The organism is Tardiphaga sp. 709, assembly GCF_032401055.1.
GTDB lineage: Bacteria > Pseudomonadota > Alphaproteobacteria > Rhizobiales > Xanthobacteraceae > Tardiphaga.
In genome coordinates, this window is record NZ_CP135529.1 from 877,487 (window position 1) to 897,685 (window position 20,199).

Below are 20,199 nucleotides of genomic sequence, written 5' to 3' on the forward strand. Positions count from 1 at the left end.
GCGTGGCAGGTGTCCACCTGCCAACGCCGGTCTTTGAACAGCCCTCGTCCTCCGTCCTAGTAATGGACGGAGGCGCCCATCGCACCGATCTTGGGCGGAGCGAACTTGGTTAGGTCGATGCCTTCGACGGCGGCCTTGTATTCCTCGGCGCTCGGCGTGCGACCGAGGATCGCCGACAGCACCACGACCGGGGTCGAGGCCAGCAGCGATTCACCCTTCTTCTCGGCGGTGTCTTCCACGACGCGGCCCTGGAACAGGCGGGTTGACGTCGCCAGAACCGTGTCGCCCTTCTCCGCTTTTTCCTGGTTGCCCATGCAGAGGTTGCAGCCCGGACGCTCGAGATAGAGAATGTTCTCGTAGGCGGTGCGGTTCGCGGTCTTCGGCTTCACGTCGTCGAATTCGAAGCCGGAATACTTCTGCAGGATTTCCCAGTCGCCCTCGGCCTTCAGCTCGTCGATGATGTTGTAGGTCGGCGCGGCGACGACCAGCGGCGCGTTGAACGCGACCTTGCCTTCGGTCTTCTCGATGTTCTTGAGCATCTGGGCGACGATCTTCATGTCGCCCTTGTGCACCATGCACGAGCCCACGAAGCCGAGGTCCACCTTCTTGGTGCCGCCGTAATACGAAATCGGACGGATCGTGTCGTGGGTGTAGCGCCTGGACACATCGGCGTTGTTGACGTCGGGATCTGCGATCATCGGCTCGTCGATGATATCGAGATCGACGACGACTTCGGCGAAGTATTTCGCATTGGCGTCCGGCGTCAGCGCGGGCTTCTCGCCCGAACGGATCTCGGCGATGCGCGCATCGGCCTTGGCGATCAGGCCCTTCAGCGTCTGGGCGGCATTGTCCATGCCCTTGTCGATCATGATCTGGATGCGCGACTTGGCGATCTCCAGCGACTCGATCAGCGTGTCGTCCTGCGAGATGCAGATCGACGCCTTGGCCTTCATCTCGGCCGTCCAGTCGGTGAAGGTGAAGGCCTGGTCGGCGAGCAGCGTGCCAAGATGGACCTCGATGATCCGGCCCTGGAAAACGTTGTCACCGCATTGCTTGAGCATCTGCGCCTGGGTCGCATGGACCACGTCGCGGAAGTCCATATGCGGCTGCATCGCGCCCTTGAACGTCACCTTGACCGATTGCGGGATCGGCATGGTCGCCTCGCCCGTCGCCAGCGCCAGCGCCACGGTGCCGCTATCGGCACCGAAGGCCACGCCCTTGGACATGCGGGTATGGCTGTCGCCGCCGATGATGATCGCCCAGTCATCCACGGTGATGTCGTTCAGCACCTTGTGGATGACGTCGGTCATCGCATGATAGCTGCCCTTGGGGTCGCGCGCGGTGATGACGCCGAAATTGTTCATGAAGGACATGAGCTTCGGAATGTTGACCTGCGCCTTCTTGTCCCACACCGATGCCGTGTGGCAGCCCGACTGATAGGCGCCGTCGACGATCGGCGAGATGACGGTGGCCGCCATCGCCTCCAGCTCCTGCGCGGTCATCAGGCCGGTGGTGTCCTGCGAGCCGACGATGTTGACCTTGACGCGCACGTCCGAGCCCGCATGCAGCACCTTGCCGCCGAGCACGCCCACGGCGTTGCGGTTGAAGATCTTCTCGACCGCGGTCAGGCCCTGGCCTTCGACCGAAATCTCCTTGTTCGGCGCGAACACCGGGGTCGGCTCAACGCCCAGCGTTTCGGCTGCAAAGGTCTGCAGTTTCTTGCCGAAGACGATGGCATAGGAGCTGCCGGCCTTCATGAACTCCATCTTCTGCGGCGTGAAGGCGGCGGCGACATCGACAAGTTCCTTGCCGTTCTCGTCGCGCAGCTTCTTGCCCTTGGCATCGAGCGTCAGCACGGTGCCGGTGTCGACCGCAAATTTCTGCTCGAGCACCGGGTTTCCGTCGTTGTTCAGGATCGGCTTGCCGTCCGCGTCGAGTTTCTTGACCCAGTTCTTGAGATTGACGCCGATGCCGCCGGTGACGTCGACGGTGGTCGCGAAGATCGGCGAGATGCCGTTGGTGCCCGCGACGATCGGCGCGAAGTTGACGAAGGGCACATAGGGGCTGGCCGGCTTACCGGTCCACAGCGCCACGTTGTTCACACCAGACATGCGCGACGAGCCCACGCCCATCGTGCCCTTCTCGGCGATCATCATCACGCGCTTGTCCGGGTGCTGCTTCTGCAGCGCCACGATTTCTTGCTGCGCCTGCGGCGTCATCATGCACTGGCCGTGCAGCTCGCGGTCCGAACGCGAATGCGCCTGGTTGCCGGGCGACAGCAGGTCGGTCGAGATATCGCCTTCGGCGGCGACGTAGGTCACGACCTTGATCTCGTCCGCGACATCCGGGAGCTTGGTGAAGAACTCGGCCTTGGCATAGCTCTCGAGCACGCCCTTGGCGACCGCATTGCCCGCCTTGAAGGCATCGCGCAGCCGGAACATGTCGGCGTCGTAGAGGAAGAACTGGGTCTTCAGAACTTCACCAGCCTGCTTCGCCAGCCCAGCATCACTGCCGAGCGTGACGTCGAGCAGCACGCCGATCGAGGGGCCCCCCTTCATGTGCGACAGCAGTTCCAGCGCGAAGGTCGGCGTGATTTCCGGGACGATCGCCTCACCGAGGATAATCTCCTTCAGGAAGGCGGCCTTGACGCCTGCGGCGCTCGTGGTGCCCGGCAGGGTGTTGTAGATGAAGAATTTCAGGGCGTCGGCGCGGTATTCGCTGCCACTGTCCTTGATCAGGGCGATAATTTCGCCGGTGAGCGCGCCATCGTCGATCGGCTTGGGAGCGAGGTTCTGAGCTTTCCGGCTTTCGATCTCAGCGAGGTAATCTGAATAGAGGCTCATCGTCATCCCAACGTCATGAGGTGGTTGACGCTGGAAACGCAGCGCCACCAACCGTTATTGTTAAAACCGGTCTAAAGGCGAATTCGGCTTCGAGTACGTCAATCGCGGCCGACTGACAAGATACTGCATTGCGGTAAAAATAGCCCTTTAAATTCAGCGTTCAACGGTCAAAACATGACGGCAGGCATGCTTGCCGGGCTGAAATGCTGGTTCTCACTCGACCTGTCGCAAAGAGACTCTCCCAAGACACGTCCGAAACGTCGGTCTGACCCGCCACCGTCAGCAAATTGGTGGTCGGCCCCTGCCGCGCGTCAGTCGCGCGATATGGACAGCCCCGCGAGAAGCGGCGCATACGCGGCGAGCCTGCCGGATACGAACTCGGTGAAGAGCCGCACGCGCTTCGTCTTGCGTGTCTCCCCCTGTGTAAGAAGCCAAACCGTTCCGTACATGTGCAGGTCGGTGCCCGGCACCCTCACCAGCAGGGGGTCGGCATCGCCAACGAAGCACGGCAGTGTCGTGATCCCGAGCCCTTGCCGTACGGCAACGATCTGCGCCCCGGCGTCCGTGGTCCTGAACGGAACCCCCGTGGCGCGAACGTCACCCTCAGTCGCCCAATCCGGAATTCCATGAATGCTGATGACGATCCACCGGATCGGATCAGGCGCGCCCGCACGCCATGCGGCCAGTCGATCGCGGGACATGTAGACGCCGCCGAACAGCTCCGGTCCCTTCATGCCGTGAAGATTGAGCGGCAGGGTTTTGCGGTCGTAGACGACGCGGATCGCAACGTCGGCCTCGCGGTTGGTCAGATTTGCCAGCTCGCCGAACGACAGAATGTCCATCTCGATGTCCGGATGCAGACGCGCGAAATCGGCGAAGTCCGGCATCAGCAGATGTGTCGCGAGGGGCGGCGCCAGCGTCACCCGCAGACGCCCGCGCACGCTCTGGTCGCGACCGAAGACGCGCGTCTCCAGCTGATGCGACGACGCTTCCATCTGGTCCGCGAATTCGAGGACCTCCTCGCCCGCTGCCGTCAGGCGGTAGCCCGAAGGCAGCTTTTCGAACATCTGAACCCCGAGGCGTTCCTCGAGCTGAGCGATGCGTCGCAGCACGGTCGCGTGGTTCACACCTAGGCGCTCGGCGGCAGCCCGCACCGAGCCTCCGCGCGCGACGGCAAGAAAGTAGCGAACGTCATCCCAGTCGATCATGGTGCAATCTCGCACCGCGCGGTGCGCCTTCCAAACCCGTATCCAAACATGGTGCAACAATACGGGCTGCCATCATAGCCTATGGCGACGAACGCGGTCCAATTCCGACCGGCGGACACCGATCGTCGCGGCTGGCGTCAGCCGCCCAGCCGGATCGATTTCGCACCACCGATGTGCGCGCTTCCGCACTCAACGCCTGACGCCGGCAGACCCATCTCGAGGTTCTCGGGGACAGTCCCGACACCACACAGGAGAAGTTATGGGAAAGCTTGACGGCAAGGTTGCAGTCATCACGGGCGGATCGAGCGGCATGGCGCTGGCGAGCGCCAAGCGGTTCGTCGAAGAAGGCGCCTATGTGTTCATTACGGGCCGGAGGCAGGAGGCGCTCGACGAGGCCATCAAGTTGATCGGTCGGAACGTGACCGGCGTGCGCGGCGACGCGGCCAATCTCGACGACCTCGACCGTCTGTTCGATACGGTCAAGCGGGTCAAGGGCAAAATCGATATCCTGTACGCGAGCGCCGGCACCGGCGAAGCCGTGCCACTGGGCGAAATTACCGAGCAGCATTTCGATGCGACCTTCGGCCTGAACGCGCGCGGCACGCTCTTCACTGTTCAGAAGGCGTTGCCGCTGTTCAACGATGGCGGATCGATCTTCATGACCGGGTCAGTTGCGTCGCTCAAAGGCTTTCCCGGTTATAGCGTGTATGCGGCGAGCAAGGCGACGCTGCACGCATTCGCACGCGGATGGCTCAACGAACTCAAGAGCAGGAATATCCGGGTGAACGTGCTGCACCCCGGGCCGATCGCCACACCGATGCAGGACCAGGTTCTCACCCCGGAGGCGAAGCAGATGTTCGAATCCCTGATCCCGCGGGGAACGATGGGTCGCCCTGAGGAAATTGCGGCGGTCGCACTGTTTCTCGCGTCAGACGATTCAAGCTTCGTGAATGGGCTGGAGTTGTCGGTCGACGGCGGCTTCTCGGCGATCTGAAATCGTACCTCGTTCACCGCAGGACCGCTACGCGGGCGCCACCGCGGACCGAATAACCCGGCGCCCTCGAAGGCCGTGAATCAATATCAAAACAAATCGGAGAAGATTATGAGCTACGCAATTATAGGATTCGGCAAGATAGGCCAGGCCCTCGCCCACGCCTTCGCCCGTAAGAACATCGACGTGACCGTCGCGAGCCGCCGGCCGCCCGAGGCGTTGGCGCCGCAGGCTCGGGCAATCGGACCCACGGTCGTCGCCAAGTCGCTGCGGGATGCACTCGCGGCCGACACGATCATCCTGGCGGTCCCGTTCGGGGAGCATCGCGAAGTTGCGAAGGCCCTGCCGAGCTGGACAGGCAAGACGGTCATCGACGCGATGAATCTGTTTCCGGGCCCCGAAGAGCCGGACGGTCTCCCGGGCTCCGCGGTCGTCGCGAATGCGTTCACCGGCGCCAGGTTTGTAAAAGGCTTCAATCACCTGGGCGCAGCCACCCTGGCGACCGATCCGGTCGTCGCGGGCGGCCACCGCGTCGTCTTTCTGTCTGGTGACGACGAGGACGCGATCGCCCCCGTGGCGGCCCTGGCCAAACAGCTCGGCTTCGCACCCGTCAAGCTGGGAAAGCTCAACGAAGGTGGCGCGCTGGTGCACGCACGCGGCCGCACCTGGGGCCAGCTCATCTTCCAGGATTTGTTCAAGAAGGAGCAGTAATCGATCTACGACGGTGTGATCGACGCCGAGAACCGGTCGCGCGCTGACATCTTCGAGCGGGGCGCGACCAGAGGGATAATCTGAGCCAGCTCATTGATCGCGTGGACCACGCAGAGCGGCTACGGAAGCCGCTCAAAAAGACGGTCTCCCAGCGGCCTAGTCAAACGACCAAGCACTGGCTCTACTCCTCGGATTGATTCCGAGGAGGTCGGCCGTGCGTCTGCTCAACACCCACATCACCCGGTTCCGCCGGTTCTCCGATTTAACTGTTCAGGACATCCCAGCGAGCGCCAAATTGGTCGTGCTGGCTGGCCCCAATGGCTCCGGCAAGTCGTCGTTCTTCGACGCTCTGTTGCTGAAATACCGGATGGACACTGGATACGGCTGGAATGGCGACAACAAATACTACGATCGGCCGCAGGAAACAGCCGTAGATTTGCATGCAAGAATCTCTGTTTCAACCGACGTCGGCAACAAGTTCGCTAGGGGCAACCTCTACATTCGAACCGCATACCGGAACGATCATGAGTTCGTCACGAACTCCCTTGCTCGGCAAGGTGCACTCCTCGACAACATGACCTTGAATCGACTGATCGAGCCCGATGCTACGGTCAGCAGCAACTATCAGCGCCTTGCCGCCCAAGCTATGGAAGACGTCTTCGTCAATGAGGCCGAGGCGACGACGATGGGTGCCTACCGCGAGAAGCTGATCGGAGAAATCCGAGCGCCGCTCAAGCGATTGTTTCCCGATCTGACCTTCGTGGGGGTAGGCAACCCCCTCGATCAGGGCACTTTCCAGTTCGACAAGGGCACCTCAAAGGGCTTCGATTACAAGAACCTGTCCGGTGGTGAGAAGGCGTCCTTCGACCTGATCCTAGATTTTGTAGTGAAGCGACGCAACTATGCGGATGCCATCTACTGCATTGATGAACCCGAAACCCATATGAACACGCGCCTGCAGGGCGCGCTGCTCGGCGAACTCGTTGGATTGCTTCCGGGCAACTCGCAGCTCTGGATCGCGTCCCACTCGATCGGAATGATGCGGAAGGCGCGCGAAATGTACGATGCCGACCCGGCATCGGTGGCTTTCATAGATTTCGGCGGTCACGATTTCGATCAGGTGATCACGCTCTCGCCGAGCAAGCCTACGCGTGCCTTCTGGGAAGGCGTGATGCACGTAGCTCTCGACGACCTCGCCGCACTGGTGGCGCCGAAGCAGGTGGTCATCTGCGAAGGCAATCCGGCAGGCGCGGTGCCTGGGAAGAACACCGAGCACGACGCTCGGATCTACGAAGCTATCTTTCGCGACGAGATGCCGGACACCACCTTCATCTCTGCTGGCAACTCGAAAGAAGTGCAGAACGACTTCATCGGGCTGGCGACCGTGCTGCCGAAGTTGGCATCGGGCATGAAGATCATCCGCTTGATCGACTTGGACGACCATACTGAAACGGATGTGGCGGACTTCAAGAAGAAGGCCATACACGTTCTCAGCCGCCGGCACCTTGAGGTCTATCTCTACGATGACGAGGTGCTCACCGCTCTATGTGCTTCCGTTGGAAAGCCCGAGAAGGCGGCGGGTCTGATCGCCGCTAAAGCCGCTGCAATCAACGATGTGATGAAGGCGGGGTATCCCGCGGATGACATCAAGAAGGCAGCGGGCGCCATCTACAACGCAGCCAAGCAGATGCTTTCACTGACGCAGGCGGGCAACGACGCCCCCGCATTTGCCCGGAGCACGCTGTCGAAGCTCATAAAGCCTGATATGACTGTCTACTCCGAACTGCACAAGGACGTTTTCGGGAACTGACAAGAGCCGCCAGTCACCGCCGCCCTCACTCCCACTCAATCGTCCCCGGCGGCTTGCTGGTGATGTCATACACCACACGATTGACACCCTTCACCTCGTTGATGATCCGCGTTGCGGTTTCGCCGAGGAACTTCATGTCGAAGGCGTAGAAGTCGGCGGTCATGCCGTCGGTGGAGGTCACGGCGCGCAGGCCGACGACGTATTCGTAGGTGCGGCCGTCGCCCATCACGCCCACGGTCTTCACCGGCAACAGGACGGCGAAGGCCTGCCAGATGGTGTCGTAGAGATCGGCCTTGCGGATCTGGTCGATATAGACGGCGTCGGCTTCGCGCAGGATGTCGAGCTTCTCGCGCGTGATCTCGCCGGGGCAGCGGATCGCGAGGCCAGGGCCCGGGAATGGATGACGGCCGACGAAGATGTCCGGCAGGCCGAGTTCGCGGCCGAGGTCGCGGACTTCGTCCTTGAACAATTCGCGCAGCGGCTCGACCAGCTTCATGTTCATGCGCGCGGGCAAGCCGCCGACATTGTGGTGCGACTTGATGGTGACCGAAGGCCCGCCGGTGAAGGACACGCTCTCGATCACGTCGGGATACAGCGTTCCCTGTGCGAGGAAATCCGCGCCGCCGATCTTCTTGGCTTCCTGATCGAACACGTCGATGAACAGGCGGCCGATGGTCTTGCGCTTCACTTCGGGATCGGTGACGCCTTCGAGTTCGCCGAGGAACGTCTTCGATGCGTCCACATGCACCAGCGGAATGTTGTAGTGGTGCCGGAACAGATCGACGACGGTCTTGGCCTCGTCCTTGCGCAGCATGCCGTGATCGACGAACACGCAAGTGAGCTGATCGCCGATCGCTTCATGGATCAGCACGGCAGCCACTGCGCTGTCGACGCCACCTGACAGACCGCAGATCACCCGGCCCTTGCCGACCTGCGCGCGGATCTTCTCGATCGCTTCCTCGCGGAAGGCGCGCATGGTCCAGTCGCCGGTGAAGCCGGCGATGTTGCGCACGAAGTTGCGGATCAGTTTGGCGCCGTCGGGCGTATGCGCCACTTCGGGGTGAAACTGCATCGCATAGAACTTGCGGACATCGTCGGCGATGATCGAGATCGGCGAGCCCGGAGCTTTAGCCACAGCGCGGAAGCCCTCAGGCATCTTGGTGACGCGGTCGCCATGGCTCATCCAGACGTCGTATTTGCCACCCACTTCCCACACACCGTCGAACAGCGCGCAGCTGTCGGTGATCTCGATGGCGGCACGGCCGAATTCGCGATGGTGGCCGGCTTCGACGGTACCACCGAGCTGCTGCGCCATGGTCTGCTCGCCGTAGCAGATGCCCAGCACCGGAACGCCGGCGGTGAGGATCGACAGCGGCGCGGACGGCGCATTGTCGTCGAGTACCGAGGCCGGACCGCCGGACAGGATCACGGCTTTCGGCTTCATCTCGGCGAAGGCGGCCTCCGCCTTGTTGAACGGCACGATTTCGGAATAGACGCCCTCCTCGCGGACGCGCCGCGCGATCAGCTGCGTCACCTGAGAGCCGAAATCGACGATCAGAATCTTGTCATGCGCCGAAGCCACATGGGGTGACGGATCGGCGGGCGAAACGGATGTTTTGCTGGGGGCTGTCATAGCGAGGAATTACGCGACTCACGGCGGGGTCGCAACCCCCGCAGCGTGCACATGAGCCCCGTCATGGCCCGGCTTGTCCCGGCCATCCACGTCTTTCTGCGGGGGGCGCCAAGGCGTGGATACGCGGGACAAGCCCGGGCATGACAGCTGAGTGTGGGGTTAGCCCTGGCGCTTGAGAACACTGACGAAAAACCCGTCCGTTCCGGTCCGCCGCGGGGTCATCAGCAGGCCTTCCGGGCTCTGATAGGTCGCGGCGGCGAAATCCTCGGCCTTGTCCCACAGCACCGACATCACCTGCGCCGGCGGCACCACCGAAAACTCCGGCTGCCGGGCGGTAAAGGCGCGGATCTGGTCGCGGTTTTCCTGGGGAAGCACCGAACAGGTCACATAGGCGATCCGGCCACCCGGCTTCACCAGCGCCACCGCGCGGTCGAGGACCTCGGCCTGGTCCTTGATCCGGACCTCGAGGGCGCCCGGCCGCATCCGCCATTTGGCGTCCGGATTGCGACGCCAGGTGCCGGCGCCGGTGCATGGCGCGTCGATCAGCACGAGGTCCGCGGAGTTGTGAATGTCGCTGAGCGTATCGTCCGGGCCCTTCGGGGTGCGGATATCGGCATTGTGCACGCCGGCGCGCGACAGCCGCTCGTGGATCGGCGCCAGCTGCCTCTTGTCGGCATCGGTGGCGATCAGCCGGCCCTTGCCCTGCATCATCGCCGCCAGCGCCAGCGTCTTGCCGCCGGCGCCCGCGCAGAGATCGATCACCTGCTCGCCCGGCTTGGCGCCGGACAGCATAGCCGCGAGCTGCGAGCCCTCGTCCTGCACTTCGATGCCGCCCTTGATGAAATCCTCCTCGGCATGGATGCCGGGATTGCGCGCATCGGCGCCGAGATCGATGCGCAGGCCCAGCGGCGACCACGGCGTCTCGGTGGCGCCGAGATGGCGCAGCGAGCCCAGCACCTTGTCGCGCTTGGCCTTCAGCGTGTTGACGCGCAGGTCCAGCGGCGCGCGGCTGGCCATGGCGGTGGCTTCCGCCACGCGATCGTCGCCGAACACATCGGCAAGCTGGCTATCGAGCCATTCCGGATAATCGCCGGCGATATGCGCCGGTGCATCCGCCACTGTGCGCGACGCCAGCGCCGAGCGCTCCGCGTCAGACAGCGGCTCCGGCGCGAAACCGCTGCCATCACAGAGCGCGGCAATCGTATCGACATCCATCCTGCGCTCGGCCTTGAGCATGCCGAGCAGCCGCGCCCGCGACGTGTCGTCGTCCATGATCCAGGCGCTGGAGGCGCGCCGCCGCAGCACATCCCAGACCAGCCCGGAAATTCCCGCCCGGTCGCCGGAGCCGGCGAAGCGGTGCGCGGTGCCCCATTCCTTCAGCGCCTTGGCGGCGGGGACACGCTGGGTGTCGATGGCCTCGATCACTTCGATCGCGGCGGAGAGGCGGGCGGCGGGAGTCATGGCAATCTTTCGACGGAGAGAGGCGCGACGCCGCTCCCGATCAGATCAGAAGAAGCATCCGTAGCGCGAAGTAGAACCACATCGCCAACAACACAAGCGCGCTGGCGAGCCAGGCTTGCGATCCCCGGCTATTGGCAATGAATCCGGCGCCCACGAAGCGGGCGATGACGAAGATCCAGGACAGGCAGACCAGCACCAGATCGATCTTGCGGAGCGGCAGGCCGATGGCGATCAGCGCATAGAACAGCAGGTCGAGCTGCGGAGCGGTATTCGGCAGATCGCCGGCATCGTTGCGGCTCAGCACGCCGCCGCGCCGGCCGGTCCAGAAGAACATGCCCAGCGTAATCGCCACCAGCACGAAGACCGGCAACAAAACCCATTGAATCGACATTGAAATTTCCTCAGCCCGGGGAATTCAGAGCCGCGCGGCACCCCGCTCGCGCTACAGACCCGCCCCTTGGAACAAGACGATTAACCGGCCCAAGAGTTCCATATGAGTTCCATATCGGTTCCATGCCCGTTCCATTGAACCGGCCGGGCGGCCCTCGACACCCATTTGCAGGCGCTGCCCGGCGGCGCGCCAGCCTCAAGAGTTCTGCCCGTGAGCCCTGCCATGGCCTATCTCGATGCCCTCTTTGCGATGCTGACGCCCGGCGACCCGGACAGCTGGGCCGGCCTCATGATGTCCACCCTGGCCGGCGCCGCCGCGGCGCTCGCGGTGGCCATCCTGCTGAATCTCTATTTCCGGGCCCGGTATCGCTCGGTCCATGACGTGGTCCACCACGGCGTCGCGGCGCTGGCCGTGCTGGGCCTCCTCGCCTTCGCCGCCACCGATATGCGCCACACGGCACTGGGCTATCTCGGCATCAATCCGACCAGGCCCGCTGTCGAATTCGAAATCCGCCTGCCCGACGCGGTAGCGGCGAAGATCATTGCGGAAGCCACGCAGATCGAATTGCATACCGACCGCAACCAGGCCCTCGCCGCCATCAGCGAAGGCCCGACTTTCACGAACAAGGGCGAGAGCATTCTCAAGGGTACGGTGCCGCTGAAATTTCGCACCGCGCAGCGTGTGATGATCGTGAACGTGCCGGGCGAAGCACCGCTGATATTCAAACTGCGCTTGGCCGCAAGCCCGAGCCACTCGACTGAATTCAGCCCGTGGCATCTGGTCGATCAGGTGAGCGCCTCAGCCCGCGCGGGCAAGACGGCCCGCACCAACGACGGCTATGCAATCAGATATCGCGTGATCTAACCTTTCGGTCGCACAAGCCATCTCGCTGACATCCGGAACGGCTACACTCCCCACCAGAGGAGTTCCCGCCATGTCCGAATTCCGCTTGATCCAGATCACCGATACACATCTCGGCGCACGCTTTCCGCAATTCGTCGCAAATTTCCAGCGCGTCTGCGCGTTCATCGACGCGGCAAAGCCAGACCTCGTCATCAATAGCGGCGACCTCGCCTTCGATGGCCCGGGCCATCCCGATGACCTCGCCTTCGCCAAGTCACTGCATGACGCCCTTTCTGTCGCCTGCCGCTATCTGCCGGGCAATCACGACATCGGCGACAACCCGACGCTGGTCGCCCCGCCGCCAAGCCAGCTGATTTCCGAGCAGAACCGGCAGGCATTCGTGTCGGTCTTTGGACACGACCACTGGCGCTTCAATGCGGCCGGCTGGTGTTTCATCGGTCTGAACTCATTGATCATGAATAGCGGGCTCGCCTGCGAAGAGGAGCAGTTTGACTGGCTCGCCTCGCAACTGGCGGGTCTGAACGGACGACCGCTGGCGCTGTTCATCCACAAGCCGCTATTTCTGAATGCCCCGGACGATCCGGAACTGGCCGCGACGTCGATCCGCTATGTCCCGATGCCGGCGCGCCGCCGTCTCATCGATCTGCTTGACCCTGTCGATCTGCGGCTCGTCGCCTGCGGTCACGTCCACCAGCGGCGCGACACCACATGGCGCGGCGTCAGGCACGTCTGGGCGCCATCGAGCAGTTTCATCATTCGTCCCGAGGACAAGCAGGAGACGATCGGCGTCAAGGAGGTCGGGCTCGTGGAATACAGTTTCCAGCCCGGCGACTTTAAAGTTCGTCACGGCCGCGCGCCGGGCCAGAGCGACATCGATCTGTTCACCGTCATCAATGCGGACGGCACAGTGCGCCCGCAGTGATGACGACCACGCGTCGTCGTATACGCGCACTCTAATCTCTCAGTCGTCATGGCCGCGCTTGTCCCGGCCATCCACGTCTTTTGCACGAGAAGCAAGACGTGGATCCCTGGGACAAGCCCGGGGATGACGGCAGAGAGGACCGAGCTTAGCCCTTGTCCGCCCCCACCCGCACCAGCTGCTTGCCGAAGTTCTTGCCCTTCAGCAGCCCCATGAACGCCGTGGGCGCGTTATCGAGACCTTCGGTGACGTGCTCCTTGTACTTCACCTTGCCCTCGCGCACCCATTGCGACATGTCACGCAGGAAGTCGCCATGCATCGACGCGAAATCGCGCACGATGAAGCCGCGGAAGTTGAGGCGCTTGGTCAGCACATTGCGCATCATCGCGGCGGCCCATTTCGGCGCCTCCGACGTCGTATCGTTGTACTGCGCGATCAGCCCGCACACCGGAATGCGCGCGAAGAAGTTCAGCAGCGGAAACACCGCCTCGAACACCGCACCGCCGACATTCTCGAAATACACATCGATGCCGCCCGGGCACGCGGCCTTCAGCTTCGCCGGAAAATCCGGATCGCGATGATCGAGGCAATCGTCGAAGCCGAGTTCTTCCTTCACATAACGGCACTTGTCGGCACCACCCGCGATGCCGATAGCGCGCGCGCCCTTGATCTTCGCGATCTGGCCGACTGCAGAGCCCACGGCACCTGACGCCGCGGCAACGACCACGGTCTCGCCCGCCTGCGGATTTCCAATCGCCAGCAGGCCGGTATAGGCGGTCATGCCCGGCATGCCGAGAATACCGACCGCAGTCGAGATCGGCGCGAGTTTCGGATCGAGTTTGCGCAGGCCCTTGCCGTCGGAGATCGCATGGGTCTGCCAGCCGGCATGGGCCAGCACGATATCGCCCTTGGCAAAACCCGGATTGTTCGAGGCGATCACCTCGCACACCGTGCCGCCTTCCATCACGCCATCCACCGGCACCGGCGCGGCATAGGACGGGCCGTCACTCATGCGCCCACGCATATAGGGATCGAGCGACAGCCAGATCGTGCGCAGCAGCACCTCGCCATCACCCGGCGTCGGCACCGCATAATCCTCGACACGGAAATTCGATGGGCTGGGCTCACCGTGCGGGCGCGATGCGAGAACGACGCGTTTGGCTGCTGACATGGGACTTCTCCGTTTCTCTTTCTTGATCGCAAAAAAATGCGGCGCGCGATGATCGCGCGCCGCATTCAAAACGTAAACCGGCAAATATCAGGCAGTGATCTTCGCCAGCACTTTGTCGAATGCTGCAGCTGCGCTGTCGAGATCCTTGAACGACAGACCGCCATCGGCCGACTGCTTCTGCGCCGCCGTTGCCGTCGGGCGGATTTCAGCCACTGGCTTGCCACCGTCGAGCATCGTGAGCGGCGCGATCACCTGAAACTCATGTGCCTCGATAGGCTGATCCTTCAGCAGAAACACGCTGAGCGACGCGATATCGGTGCCGCGACGATAGGAGATGTAGCGATCCACTGCGACCGAGCCGTCGCGCTGCATGCCGCCGAGCTTGGCATGGCCATCGGAGCCGAGCAGCTTGTGCGCCTTGAAGCCCTTCACGCCTTCGGACTTCGCCTTGGCGGTCGCTTCGGAGAGATCGTATTTCTCCGCCATCGCCTTGCCGACGGTGGCGAGTTCCGCCGACATGTCGTGCTCGAACTGCTTGGCCTCGCTGCGCGGCTGGCCGATCCTGCGCGGCTTGTCGGCATTACGCTTCGCGAGCTCGGTGGTGCAAAGCTCCACCAGCGCCGTGACCTCGCGGCGTGTGGCGTTCTCACGCAGGTTTTTCAGTTGCGCGGTGTCGAGAGCCGCAATGCGTTCGTCCGTCCATTCAATGGCCATAGTATCCAACGTTCTTTTCTGCGGGTGTTACTTCGACGCGTGACGAGGTCATTGTCGAAAATGAGCATCACAACGCGACGCGGAGCCAAGCTCCGCCGCCGGGTTTGTCCGGCCCTGGAAACCCATATCGGGGACATCCATGGCCGACAGCGCACGTGACGCGCGAACAATAGCGCGTTTTCGCCGATCTGTGGGGCTCAATTTAGGCAGCGATGCCTATGCGGCACTGCGAAAGTGCCTGAGATCACGCATATAGTTAAGCGCCGCCCGGATAGTTCGGGCTTTCGCGGGTAATCGTCACGTCATGCACGTGACTTTCGCGCAGTCCGGCACTGGTGATGCGGACGAATTCTGCCTTGTCGTGGAATTCGGTCAGCGTCTTGGCACCGACATAGCCCATAGCGGCGCGCAGGCCACCGGCGAGCTGATGCATCACATTGGCCACCGGGCCCTTATAGGGCACCTGCCCCTCGATGCCTTCCGGCACGAGTTTGAGCGTGTCCTTGATGTCCTGCTGGAAGTACCGATCCGCCGAACCGCGGGCCATGGCGCCCACCGAGCCCATGCCGCGATAGGCCTTGTACGAACGGCCCTGCCACAGGAATACTTCACCGGGGGTCTCGTCGGTGCCCGCAAGCAACGAGCCGACCATGGCGATGTCAGCGCCGGCAGCGAGCGCCTTGGCGAGATCGCCCGAGAATTTGATGCCGCCGTCGGCAATGATCGGAATGTTGTGCTTCTTCGCGGCTTCCACCGCATCCATGATCGCGGTGAGCTGCGGCACGCCGACGCCGGCGACGATGCGCGTGGTGCAGATCGAGCCCGGACCGATGCCGACCTTGATCGCATCCGCGCCCGCATCGATCAGCGCCTGCGCGCCTTCGGTGGTGGCGATGTTGCCGGCGATCACCTGCACGGAATTCGAAATCTTCTTGATGCGGGTCACGGCTTCCAGCACGCGCATCGAATGACCATGCGCGGTATCGACGACGACCACATCGACGCCGGCATCGATCAGACGTTCGGTGCGCTCGAAACCACCCTCGCCCACGGTGGTTGCGGCAGCTACGCGCAGACGTCCCTGCGCGTCCTTGCTGGCGAGGGGATGCGCGACGGCCTTGTCCATGTCCTTCACGGTGATCAGACCAACGCAGCGATACTGATCGTCGACCACCAGCAGCTTCTCGATGCGATGCTTGTGCAGCATGCGCTTGGCTTCATCCTGGCTGACGCCTTCGCGCACGGTCACGAGATTCTCGTGCGTCATCAGTTCGGAAATTTTCTGATTCGGGTTGCTGGCGAAGCGCACGTCGCGATTGGTGAGAATACCGACCAGCTTGCCGGGGACGTCCTTGCTCGCGCCGGTGACGACGGGAATGCCGGAGAAGCCGTGCTCGCTCATCAGCGCCAGCGCTTCGGCCAGCTTGGCGTCGGGACCGATGGTGAGCGGATTTACCACCATGCCGGATTCGTACTTCTTGACCTGCCGGACCTGCGCGGCCTGGCCTTCCGGATCGAAGTTGCGGTGGATCACGCCGAGGCCGCCGGCCTGCGCCATGGCAATCGCCATGCGGGCCTCGGTGACGGTATCCATCGCCGAGGCGATGATTGGAATGTTCAGCGGAATGGCACGGGTGGCGTGGGAGCGGATATCGGCGTCGGAAGGCAGGATGTCCGACAGGCCGGGCTTCAGCAGAACGTCATCGAACGTGTACGCTTCGCGGATCTTCTGAACGACTGCCATTGCCAACTCCATTCGGCGATCCCCTAGGGGATACGGTAGAACCTCGGATGCGCCGATTGACGGCGGTGCGGGACACCGTCGTCGAATCTGACCCATCGGTAGGATTGGCGGTGGTCGATAGCATGCTGCTGCACGAAATCAAAGCGTTTGGCAGCCATGCACAGGCATTTTAGGCGTTTTCGGCCTTCAGCCGACCGGGCGCAGTCACGGATGATTTAGGAGGTATTCGGCCTCTCGCAATAGCCGGACACCCCGGCAGGATGTTAAAGCGCCCGCAGCTTGGGCACTCGTAAGAATCATCAATAATTTCATGAATAAAGAACGCCTGATCCCGCTGATCGTCGCCTCCGCTTTGTTCATGGAAAACATGGACTCCACGGTGATCGCGACCTCGCTGCCGGCCATCGCCGCCGATATCGGCACCAGCCCGCTGACGTTGAAGCTGGCGATCACCTCCTACCTGCTCTCGCTCGCGGTATTCATTCCGGCCTCCGGCTGGACCGCCGACCGGTTCGGCGCACGCGCTGTGTTCTCCATCGCCATCGGCGTGTTCATGATCGGCTCGATCGGCTGCGCGCTGTCGCAATCGGTCACGCATTTCGTCATCGCCCGCATCATCCAGGGTCTCGGCGGCGCCATGATGACGCCGGTCGGACGCCTCGTGCTGCTGCGCTCCATCGACAAGAGCGCGCTGGTCAGTGCCATGGCGTGGATGACGGTGCCGGCGCTGATCGGCCCGGTGATCGGCCCGCCGCTGGGCGGTTTCATCACCACCTACTTCTCGTGGCACTGGATCTTCCTGATCAATATCCCGATCGGCTGCCTCGGCATCTATCTGGCGCTGCGCTTCATCGATCCCATCCGCTCGGAGGATCCGGAGCGCTTCGATCTGCTGGGCCTGGTGCTGGCCGGCGTCGGCCTCGCCGGCATCGCCTTCGGCCTCTCGGTCGCCGGCCTCAATCTGCTGCCATGGCCGATCGTCGCCGGATTGGTCGGCATCGGCACGGTGTCGATGACCCTCTACGTGATCCACGCCCGGCGCACCGCGTCCCCCGTGCTGGACTTCTCGCTGATGCGGCTGGTGACATTGCGCGCCGCCATCATCGGCGGCTTCCTGTTCCGGCTCGGCATCGGCGCATTGCCGTTCCTGCTGCCGCTGTTGATGCAGGTCGGCTTCGGCCTGTCGCCGTTCCAGTCGGGCATGGTGACCTTCGGCTCGGCGGTGGGTGCCATGGGTATGAAGACGCTTGCGGCGCGCATCATCCGCGCCTTCGGCTTCCGCAATGTGATGACCGTCAACGCCGTGGTGAGTTCGGTATTCCTCGCCGCCTGCGCTCTGTTCACGGTGACCACGCCGCTGATGCTGATCCTGATTATCCTGGTGGTCGGTGGCTTCTTCCGCTCGCTCGAATTCACCGCCATCAATACGGTCGCCTATGCCGAAGTGGAGACGGCGCAGATGAGCCGCGCCACCACGCTGGTCAGCGTCAACCAGCAGCTGTCGATCTCCGCCGGCGTCGCGATCGGTGCATTCTCTGTGGAATCCACCATGCTGATGCGCGGCATGACCGAATTGTCGGCCGCCGATTTTGCACCGGCCTTCCTCGTGGTGTCCGTGATCTCGGCAGCCTCGGCCTGGTTCTTCTGGCAGATGCCGGACGACGCCGGCCACGAAATCTCCGGCCGCAAGGTGATCGATATCGCAAGCCGCAAGGGCGAGGCAAAAGCCGCCGTCAAGGCGGCCAGCGAAGGCACCGCGGATGCAAGGGATCAGAAGCTGGGGTGAGTTGTGACGCGCGCACAATGGGCCATAGGTCTCGCCACGATCGTCCTCACGATCATCGCCGGCGTCATGTCGTTCGATTATGTGAACAGGCGATTTCCACCGAAACCCGCGCCCGTTGAACATGTGACCGCGCAGGACGCCAAAGAGCCGACCGATCCGTCTGCCGTCAAACCACCGGGCGCCTGCGTCGAGCGCGATGGATCGTGGCGAAACTGGTCATGGCCGAACGTGCCGATGCTGTCGCCGAAATGCGAGAGCGCGAAGTAAATCATCCGACCGTAAGATGACGAGAGCCGACAGATCGCCCAAAGCGCGCCGGTGTCATAAACTCCCCGCGTCCATCACTTTAAGCTGTCATTTGCAATTACCGACCAATCAGTCCATATATCGCTGATGGAACATCACGCCCCTGTGCGGTTGCGGCGCGGCCGCCCCCGAGGTTTCGACACGGAAGCTGCCATCGAGCGCGCCATGAACGTGTTCTGGTCACGAGGATATCATGCCACGGCGCTTCCAGACCTTCTTCAGGCGACGAACCTCTCGCGTGGCAGTCTCTACGCCGCCTTCGGTGACAAGCGCGGACTCTTCCTCCGTGCGCTCGATCGCTACATTGCCGACGCCCTGCTACGGATCGACATCGAACTCGACCCACGCCGCGCGCCAGTCGTTGGCCTGCGGGCCTACCTTGCTGGTTACGTCGATCGGACGAGTGGCGCCAATGGTCGCCGCGGATGCCTGCTGGTCGCGACAGCCATGGAGTTGGGTGGCCGCGACCCGGAAGTCGATCGCCGCATCGGCAGCTTTTTCAAAGCTATGGAGGCCAAACTAGCCAATGCGCTGTCGCGCGCGAAGACCGCAGGCGAGTTGGCTCATGGTGTCGAGCCTGCAAGCGCGGCGCGACTGCTGGTCTGCTTTGTCGAGGGGCTGCGTGTCATAGGTAAAACGCGTCCGACACGAAGCACATCGCAAGCCACCGTTGACGCTCTTCTCGAACGCTTCAGCAGGTAACGCGTCAAGGCGCTGCTGGTTGAACGCACCTATATCTGGACTGAACAGTCTTGAATGGAAAGTGTCATGTCGCTCATCCAGATTGTCTGCGCGGTGATGGTGCCCTTGCTTTGGGGTTATCAGTTCGTGGTCATTAAGGTGGGCATTGTGGAATTTCCGCCGCTCTTCTTCCTTGGCCTGCGCTTTCTGGCTATGGCATTGCTGCTCGTTCCGTTCGTCAAGAAGCCTGCACGTCAGGAGCTCAGCCCTGTCGCCGCGATCTCGGTCTTTCTTGGTGGGCTGAACTTCGGCCTCTTCTATGTCGGCCTCGGGCTCGGCTCCGGAAGTATTTCGGCCGTCGCATATCAACTCGCCACGCCCTTCACCATCCTGTTGGCTTGGCCGCTGCTCGCGGAGAGACCGTCTCTCGTAACGTCTGGTGGGGTGTTGCTGGCATTTCTCGGCGTGGTCGTGCTTGCAGCGGGGCCTGGTCTGCCCGCAAACGCTATTCCGATTCTGCTGGTGGTCGGGGCCGCACTCGCCTTCGCGGTCGCCAACGTCTTAACGAAGCGGCACGGACCCTTTGACCCCTTGATGTTGACGGGGTGGTCCTCTCTCTTCACGGTGCCACAGGTGATGCTGATGTCGTTTGTCCTTGAAGACGGACAATTGACGTCCCTCGTCACGGCGGATGAACGTGGTTGGCTCGCGCTCGCCTACACCGTTTTCATCGGAGGAATTGTTGGATTTAGCCTTTGGTTCTGGCTCATCGCTCGCTGCACCATGGGCCGCGTGGCGCCATTCGGTTTGCTTCTTCCGGTCTTTGCCCTGATTTCAAGCGCGCTGTTCCTTGACGAGCATATTACTCCAACGTTGATTGTCGGGACGCTGCTCGCCATCTCCGGTGTTGCCATCACACAAGTGAGATCGAGCGCTCTATCAAATCGGACTTAGAGTCGCGTATGC

The 20,199-nt window shown here is 62.6% G+C and carries 17 protein-coding genes; 9 read left to right on the top strand and 8 right to left on the bottom strand.

Annotated elements, in window-relative coordinates:
• Nucleotides 1-56 precede the first annotated feature (56 nt).
• Both RSO67_RS04625 and RSO67_RS04630 read right to left on the bottom strand, forming a co-directional pair.
• The gene (locus RSO67_RS04625; RefSeq protein WP_315842556.1) at nt 57-2,843 is read right to left on the bottom strand and encodes a bifunctional aconitate hydratase 2/2-methylisocitrate dehydratase; all 2,787 of its coding nucleotides are present in this window, start codon (nt 2,841-2,843) and stop codon (nt 57-59) included.
• Between the two features lie 311 nt (nt 2,844-3,154).
• Complete coding sequence (locus tag RSO67_RS04630; protein WP_315842557.1) at nt 3,155-4,051, bottom strand: LysR family transcriptional regulator; 897 nt, start codon at nt 4,049-4,051, stop codon at nt 3,155-3,157.
• Nucleotides 4,052-4,310: 259 nt separating this feature from the next.
• Here RSO67_RS04630 and RSO67_RS04635 point away from each other — a divergent pair, with 259 nt between their 5' ends.
• From RSO67_RS04635 to RSO67_RS04645, 3 genes are all read left to right on the top strand, one after another.
• Complete coding sequence (locus RSO67_RS04635) at nt 4,311-5,045, top strand: SDR family NAD(P)-dependent oxidoreductase (RefSeq protein ID WP_315842558.1); 735 nt, start codon at nt 4,311-4,313, stop codon at nt 5,043-5,045.
• A gap of 108 nt (nt 5,046-5,153) precedes the next feature.
• Entirely contained in the window at nt 5,154-5,753 is a 600-nt protein-coding gene (locus RSO67_RS04640; RefSeq protein ID WP_315842559.1) for an NADPH-dependent F420 reductase, read from the top strand.
• A gap of 214 nt (nt 5,754-5,967) precedes the next feature.
• Nucleotides 5,968-7,563, top strand: a complete 1,596-nt coding sequence (locus RSO67_RS04645) for an AAA family ATPase (protein ID WP_315842560.1) — start codon at nt 5,968-5,970, stop codon at nt 7,561-7,563.
• Nucleotides 7,564-7,588: 25 nt separating this feature from the next.
• Here RSO67_RS04645 and guaA read toward each other — a convergent pair whose 3' ends face one another.
• From guaA to RSO67_RS04660, 3 genes are all read right to left on the bottom strand, one after another.
• Nucleotides 7,589-9,196, bottom strand: a complete 1,608-nt coding sequence (gene guaA, locus RSO67_RS04650; protein ID WP_315842561.1) for a glutamine-hydrolyzing GMP synthase — start codon at nt 9,194-9,196, stop codon at nt 7,589-7,591.
• Nucleotides 9,197-9,355: 159 nt separating this feature from the next.
• A complete protein-coding gene (locus tag RSO67_RS04655) occupies nt 9,356-10,657 on the bottom strand; it encodes an RsmB/NOP family class I SAM-dependent RNA methyltransferase (RefSeq protein ID WP_315842562.1) in 1,302 nt (433 codons plus the stop codon).
• 40 nt (nt 10,658-10,697) lie between these two features.
• Nucleotides 10,698-11,048, bottom strand: coding sequence for a hypothetical protein (locus RSO67_RS04660; RefSeq protein ID WP_315842563.1), 351 nt, complete (start codon nt 11,046-11,048; stop codon nt 10,698-10,700).
• 222 nt (nt 11,049-11,270) lie between these two features.
• Here RSO67_RS04660 and RSO67_RS04665 point away from each other — a divergent pair, with 222 nt between their 5' ends.
• Together RSO67_RS04665 and RSO67_RS04670 are read left to right on the top strand one after the other, a co-directional pair.
• Entirely contained in the window at nt 11,271-11,912 is a 642-nt protein-coding gene (locus RSO67_RS04665) for an acriflavin resistance protein (RefSeq protein WP_315842564.1), read from the top strand.
• Between the two features lie 70 nt (nt 11,913-11,982).
• Entirely contained in the window at nt 11,983-12,834 is an 852-nt protein-coding gene (locus RSO67_RS04670) for a metallophosphoesterase (RefSeq protein WP_315842565.1), read from the top strand.
• Between the two features lie 145 nt (nt 12,835-12,979).
• On the opposite strand, the gene RSO67_RS04675 is transcribed toward RSO67_RS04670, so the two are convergent.
• The 3 genes from RSO67_RS04675 to guaB all read right to left on the bottom strand — a co-directional run bounded on the left by RSO67_RS04675 (nt 12,980) and on the right by guaB (nt 16,460).
• On the bottom strand, nt 12,980-14,002 hold the full coding sequence (locus RSO67_RS04675) for an NADP-dependent oxidoreductase (RefSeq protein ID WP_315842566.1): 1,023 nt from the start codon (nt 14,000-14,002) through the stop codon (nt 12,980-12,982).
• A gap of 87 nt (nt 14,003-14,089) precedes the next feature.
• Nucleotides 14,090-14,716, bottom strand: a complete 627-nt coding sequence (locus RSO67_RS04680; protein ID WP_089263866.1) for a hypothetical protein — start codon at nt 14,714-14,716, stop codon at nt 14,090-14,092.
• Nucleotides 14,717-14,972: 256 nt separating this feature from the next.
• On the bottom strand, nt 14,973-16,460 hold the full coding sequence (gene guaB / locus RSO67_RS04685; protein WP_089263865.1) for an IMP dehydrogenase: 1,488 nt from the start codon (nt 16,458-16,460) through the stop codon (nt 14,973-14,975).
• A 310-nt stretch (nt 16,461-16,770) separates the two neighbouring features.
• Here guaB and RSO67_RS04690 point away from each other — a divergent pair, with 310 nt between their 5' ends.
• The 4 genes from RSO67_RS04690 to RSO67_RS04705 all read left to right on the top strand — a co-directional run bounded on the left by RSO67_RS04690 (nt 16,771) and on the right by RSO67_RS04705 (nt 20,187).
• Nucleotides 16,771-18,246: an MFS transporter gene (locus RSO67_RS04690; RefSeq protein WP_315842567.1), complete on the top strand. Its 1,476-nt coding sequence runs from the start codon at nt 16,771-16,773 to the stop codon at nt 18,244-18,246.
• A gap of 3 nt (nt 18,247-18,249) precedes the next feature.
• Nucleotides 18,250-18,513, top strand: coding sequence for a hypothetical protein (locus RSO67_RS04695; RefSeq protein ID WP_315842568.1), 264 nt, complete (start codon nt 18,250-18,252; stop codon nt 18,511-18,513).
• A gap of 204 nt (nt 18,514-18,717) precedes the next feature.
• On the top strand, nt 18,718-19,254 hold the full coding sequence (locus RSO67_RS04700) for a TetR/AcrR family transcriptional regulator (RefSeq protein ID WP_315842569.1): 537 nt from the start codon (nt 18,718-18,720) through the stop codon (nt 19,252-19,254).
• A gap of 66 nt (nt 19,255-19,320) precedes the next feature.
• On the top strand, nt 19,321-20,187 hold the full coding sequence (locus tag RSO67_RS04705; protein ID WP_315842570.1) for a DMT family transporter: 867 nt from the start codon (nt 19,321-19,323) through the stop codon (nt 20,185-20,187).
• The last annotated feature ends 12 nt before the right edge of the window (nt 20,188-20,199 follow it).

Coding starts and splice junctions, on each gene's coding strand:
- RSO67_RS04625 (WP_315842556.1), bottom strand. CDS start 2,843: ATGAGCCTCTATTCAGATTACCTCGCTGAGATCGAAAGCCGGAAAGCT.
- RSO67_RS04630 (WP_315842557.1), bottom strand. CDS start 4,051: ATGATCGACTGGGATGACGTTCGCTACTTTCTTGCCGTCGCGCGCGGA.
- RSO67_RS04635 (WP_315842558.1), top strand. CDS start 4,311: ATGGGAAAGCTTGACGGCAAGGTTGCAGTCATCACGGGCGGATCGAGC.
- RSO67_RS04640 (WP_315842559.1), top strand. CDS start 5,154: ATGAGCTACGCAATTATAGGATTCGGCAAGATAGGCCAGGCCCTCGCC.
- guaA (WP_315842561.1), bottom strand. CDS start 9,196: ATGACAGCCCCCAGCAAAACATCCGTTTCGCCCGCCGATCCGTCACCC.
- RSO67_RS04655 (WP_315842562.1), bottom strand. CDS start 10,657: ATGACTCCCGCCGCCCGCCTCTCCGCCGCGATCGAAGTGATCGAGGCC.
- RSO67_RS04660 (WP_315842563.1), bottom strand. CDS start 11,048: ATGTCGATTCAATGGGTTTTGTTGCCGGTCTTCGTGCTGGTGGCGATT.
- RSO67_RS04665 (WP_315842564.1), top strand. CDS start 11,271: ATGGCCTATCTCGATGCCCTCTTTGCGATGCTGACGCCCGGCGACCCG.
- RSO67_RS04670 (WP_315842565.1), top strand. CDS start 11,983: ATGTCCGAATTCCGCTTGATCCAGATCACCGATACACATCTCGGCGCA.
- RSO67_RS04675 (WP_315842566.1), bottom strand. CDS start 14,002: ATGTCAGCAGCCAAACGCGTCGTTCTCGCATCGCGCCCGCACGGTGAG.
- RSO67_RS04680 (WP_089263866.1), bottom strand. CDS start 14,716: ATGGCCATTGAATGGACGGACGAACGCATTGCGGCTCTCGACACCGCG.
- guaB (WP_089263865.1), bottom strand. CDS start 16,460: ATGGCAGTCGTTCAGAAGATCCGCGAAGCGTACACGTTCGATGACGTT.
- RSO67_RS04690 (WP_315842567.1), top strand. CDS start 16,771: ATGAATAAAGAACGCCTGATCCCGCTGATCGTCGCCTCCGCTTTGTTC.
- RSO67_RS04700 (WP_315842569.1), top strand. CDS start 18,718: ATGAACGTGTTCTGGTCACGAGGATATCATGCCACGGCGCTTCCAGAC.
- RSO67_RS04705 (WP_315842570.1), top strand. CDS start 19,321: ATGTCGCTCATCCAGATTGTCTGCGCGGTGATGGTGCCCTTGCTTTGG.